Annotated in this window: 4 protein-coding genes; all 4 read left to right on the top strand. The window is 39.5% G+C overall.

The window, feature by feature from the left end; genetic code table 11:
• Positions 1–769: 769 nt before the first annotated feature.
• The 4 genes from L2082_RS18775 to L2082_RS18760 all read left to right on the top strand — a co-directional run bounded on the left by L2082_RS18775 (position 770) and on the right by L2082_RS18760 (position 3,843).
• Positions 770–1,849, top strand: a complete 1,080-nt coding sequence (locus L2082_RS18775; protein ID WP_446011028.1) for an ABC transporter substrate-binding protein — start codon at positions 770–772, stop codon at positions 1,847–1,849.
• Between the two features lie 81 nt (positions 1,850–1,930).
• The gene (locus tag L2082_RS18770) at positions 1,931–2,785 is read left to right on the top strand and encodes an ABC transporter permease (RefSeq protein ID WP_446011029.1); all 855 of its coding nucleotides are present in this window, start codon (positions 1,931–1,933) and stop codon (positions 2,783–2,785) included.
• A gap of 3 nt (positions 2,786–2,788) precedes the next feature.
• A complete protein-coding gene (locus L2082_RS18765) occupies positions 2,789–3,562 on the top strand; it encodes an ABC transporter permease (protein WP_446011030.1) in 774 nt (257 codons plus the stop codon).
• A gap of 140 nt (positions 3,563–3,702) precedes the next feature.
• Entirely contained in the window at positions 3,703–3,843 is a 141-nt protein-coding gene (locus tag L2082_RS18760; protein WP_446012151.1) for a hypothetical protein, read from the top strand.
• Positions 3,844–3,934 lie beyond the last annotated feature (91 nt).

Below are 3,934 nucleotides of genomic sequence, written 5' to 3'. Positions count from 1 at the left end.
AAAACCAATTGAGTTCGTTTGTTAACATAAGTGCATCCTCCAATGTTATGATTAAAAAGCATTTTCATGGAGTATAACACGGTTAGCTATGAAAAACAGCCCGTTGAAGGTCAGGTGAAATTATCAGGCATAGTTGTTTATTTTACCCTTTTTCTGGACAGCGAGGTGAAGATATCGTCTGCCCCTTGGCTGCACCGAACACACTGGCCTAAAATTATTTATCTTAGAAAGAGGGAACGATATGTTACTGCTGGTGACCAGGTACGTGTTTCAGTTGGATACTTGGGCGGAGCAGGTTTGACTGTGTCGATAATATGAGTTGTATCTGATCATAGGATTTTAAAAATAAAAGAATTAGTGGCGATCTATCCTGTCTATACCACCAGCACATCAAGCGTAGCTATCCACGAGGCGTTATGAGAAGATATTGTTGAGAACAAAGAGCCATGTTTTGAATCGGTTTGACTCATCAGTGTTATTGCGTGTATCATGTTTTTTGTAATAGTGTCTTATTGAATTTAGTCCTCTTTTGGAGAAGGATGCGGCATTGGTGCTGTTACAATAATTAAGGGTATTTTTAACCTAAATTGAGCGATTCTTTTTAAAAAATCGAATCAACTTGCTGTAATCGCATAGTTTTTCCACTATAATTCTTAACCCCAATGGATCAAGAAAATGGTGGAAAATATTTTTTAATATTAAAAGCATACTTGATTCCTTGTATACAAAATCGTTCAATTCAGGTTTAACTAAAGATTTGGTCAGTGAGATGGAGAAAAAAGAAAAAAGAAATAATTTAAGAATATTACACTATGCGTTTTTGCTTATGGGGATATTGCTTAGTGCTGGATGTTCTGGTGAAGATGCAACGTCCTCAGCTGAACGCCTCATAGTGTATGATTGGTCGATGGCAGATTTGCCTGACTTTCATTCCAAATTTCTTGAAAAATATCCAAATACTCCACCTAAAATTGTCTATCTCGCTGAAGATGTGGAAGCCTATGGCAAGATCAAAGCTGGTTTTGCTTTTGATATAGTACATCCATGTACTCAGTTTTTTCAGCTCTATGTCGAAAATGGTTTGATTCTCCCTTTAGATACCTCCAGAATTGAACGTTGGAATGATTTGGAACCATCGTTTGCTGATATGGGTAACATTAATGGAAAACAGTATGTTATGCCGTATGATTGGGGGTATGAGTCAATCGTAGTGAGAACAGATAAAGTAAAGGAGATTCCTGACTCTTGGGAAGACTTATGGGATCCTCAGTACAAGGGACATGTAAGCTTAATAGACGCTGCGGATCCTGCTCAGGTTTTCACATCTCTTATTCTTGGGTTTGATCCATGGAATACGACCTCGGAACAGGATGAGGAGATTCAAGCTAAGTTAAGTGAGCTTAAAGACAATATTTTCACCTACTGGACTGATTTTAATGAGATTCAGCAGCTGATTGCTTCAGGTGATTCATGGATTTCAGCAAATGTCTGGCCTGAAACCTATGCAATGCTTAACAATAAAGGATTACCAGTAAAATATATTACTCCAAAAGAGGGGATGATCGGATGGATGTGTGGTTATGCTATTTCCAGTAAAACGAAAAACCTGGATATGGCGTATGACTATCTGAATGCCTTACTGGATCCCACCTCACATGCTGCGTATGGTAATATGGGGGCAGGAGTATCTTCCAAGGCAGCGTTATCCCTTATGGATCAGGAACAGGTTAAGCTTATGAACTTGGATCAACTGGATCTTCAAAACAGAACGGTATTTTATAAGAGCTGGACAGAAGAGCAACGGAAAAAATTTACAGAGCGTTGGAATCAATTTAAGGCTGCTCCATAATACCCTGTTGGGATTTGGGAACAACCTGATGATCCACAGATATTAGATGTATATTTTTCTTACACAGCTTGGTATTGTTCAATGAACGAAGAAAAAAAGCGTGCATTTTTTTTGCTGTCTCCTCCTGCCTTCTATATGTTGCTGTTTTTTATTATGCCCATTGGGATTATGACCAGCTATGTGTTTCGTGAAGGTGCATTCGGGGATGCCCGATATATCTTCACGTTGGATCATTTCAAAGATTTTTTCACAACTTCTTCGTATCATCGGCTTTTATTTCGTTCCATTTTTCAAGCTTTTGTTACGGCTCTGTTTTCTGTTATTTTGGCCTATCCTTTGGCCTATTTTTTGGCATTTAAGGCAGGGAGGCATAAAGTTATTTTTATGACCCTTTTGCTTATTCCGGCCTGGACAGCCTGGTTGTTGCGCATCCTTGCATGGAAGATCTTGCTTGACTCAACCGGTCTTCTCAACCTGTTTTTACTTTCTTCTGGATTCATCAGTGAAACGGCCCCCTATCTTTTGTACAGTGGTACTGCTGTAGTGATTACGCTGGTCTACATTTATGTGCCGTTTGCCGCTCTTCCTCTATTTTCTGCACTTGAGAGTGTTGATCAGAACATGATTGAAGCTTCAAAAGATTTAGGTGCCGGAACTTTGAAAACCTTTTTCCAGATTACTCTGCCGGTTTCGGTACCAGGGGTAGCTGCTGCTTTCTTTTTTGTTTTTATTCCAACATTAGGGGAGTGGGTTACTCCGACCTTAGTTGGGGGGGCGCAGGGCATTATGTTTGGTAATCTCATTCAGGAGCAGTTTGTCAAAACTCTGAATTGGCCTTTAGGAGCGTTGATGAGTTTAATACTGCTGGTATTGATTATTCCTGTTTTATTCTTTTTTAACCGTATTTCAGGTATATCTGAATATGCCCCGGTTTGACACATGTTTTCAAACAAGAAATTTCCAACTTATGCAATCTATTATCTGATTATTCTGATCCTGTTGTATACTCCTTTGGTCCTTCTTGTTGTTTTTTCTTTTAATGAAGGAAAAACAGTGACCTTTCCAATAAAAGGATTGACGCTTGATTGGTATGTGGCACTTTTTGAAGCACAAGATTTGCTTAAGGCTATGTATAATAGTCTGATAATTGGTGTTTTTACCTCTGTAGTTGCAGTTGTGCTGGGAACAATGGCAGCCTTGGCAACCACGAGATTTTCTCTTCCCGGGAGAAATTTTTTTCTTACAGCCGGGGTACTTCCATTGATTATTCCGGATTTGGCAATGGGGGTTTCCTTACAATTATTATTTCACTGGGCAGGAATCTCGCTTTCTCTGTGGACGGTGGCTTGTGCCCATACAATGGTGAATATTCCCTACGTGATGCTGATTGTTTCTCCTCGTCTACAGACCTTTCAAGGGAGTCTCGAAGAGGCTTCAATGGACCTTGGAGCAGGTTATTGGAGAACCTTATTCAAGATTACGCTTCCTGTATGTGCGCCTGTTCTCATCGCAGGCTTTTTATACTCTTTTGGAGTATCAATTGATGAATTTGATCTTGCTTATTTTGTAACAGGGACTCATGAAACACTTCCTGTTTATCTCTACTCTCAGCTTCGTTTTCCAAATCGGCTACCATTGGTGTTGGCTCTTTCTGCAATTATTATAGCAGTATCACTTGTTGTGTTACTTTTTACTGAAATCCTATCAGATTAGGATTGAGTAGTGAGTATCCGTTAAAAACAGAACTGCTTGAATAGTGATAATAAAGGTAAGAATATTTAGCCAGAGAGTTGGATAGATGCTCAAGAAATAATCTGATATCTTTGATATTATACTAAAAAGGAAGGTAAACGATGTCTGATGTTGCGGTGGAACTCCGCAGTGTGAGTAAAGTCTTTTTTTCTAAGAAAGCAGGATCTACTCATGCGGCTAAGGAAATAGATCTTAAAATATTTCAACAGGCCCCTGACAGCCTTTCTGTAAAATGGACATAAGGCGCAATAACCCGACAGCCCTCAGGTTGGAGGCTCTCTCAGGCTCACGTTAATCAGCTTACCGTTACGTTGTATACCCAGAGCTGTTAAC

The organism is Candidatus Electrothrix sp., assembly GCF_052785085.1.
This window is presented reverse-complemented; position numbering and strand designations above follow the sequence as displayed.